We start from the raw sequence: 400 nt of genomic DNA on the forward strand, positions 1-400 counted from the left end.
CTGTCAGATCGGCGGGAATGGCCTCGGCGATTTTGCGCCTTTTGATCAGCGGATATTTGCCGAGAAAATGTTTGGGGGCGTTTCCGACACCCGCCAGTTCCATGTTGTGGAACCATGGGCCGAGAGCATCGATACGTCGGCGGATTTCGGCATGGGAATGCAGCATGATCAGGCTCCTTCGCCGGGAACGACAGGCACATGCGAACGGGCACCTGGCATAATCGTGGCGGGTTGGTGACGGACGGGTGCGGCGCCGTCCTCGAGCAGCCGCAGAGCCGTGCGATAGCCGTTGAACGTGCCGACATCGACATAGGCCGACCCAGCCTTGACGCCGGAGGCTTGACCTCCGGCCGCAAGGTAGGCGTTGACCAACGTGCCGATATATTCGTCACGGCATTCC

The 400-nt window shown here is 61.0% G+C and carries 2 pseudogenes; both read right to left on the reverse strand.

Annotated features, from left to right (window positions below):
- Positions 1-166: pseudogene (locus EN939_RS39645) on the reverse strand (TIGR04290 family methyltransferase); the annotation flags it as partial.
- Between the two features lie 2 nt (positions 167-168).
- Positions 169-400: pseudogene (locus tag EN939_RS37785) on the reverse strand (nucleotidyltransferase family protein); the annotation flags it as partial.

It is taken from the genome of Mesorhizobium sp. M7A.F.Ca.CA.002.05.1.1 (assembly GCF_003998335.1).
Classification (GTDB): Bacteria; Pseudomonadota; Alphaproteobacteria; order Rhizobiales; family Rhizobiaceae; genus Mesorhizobium.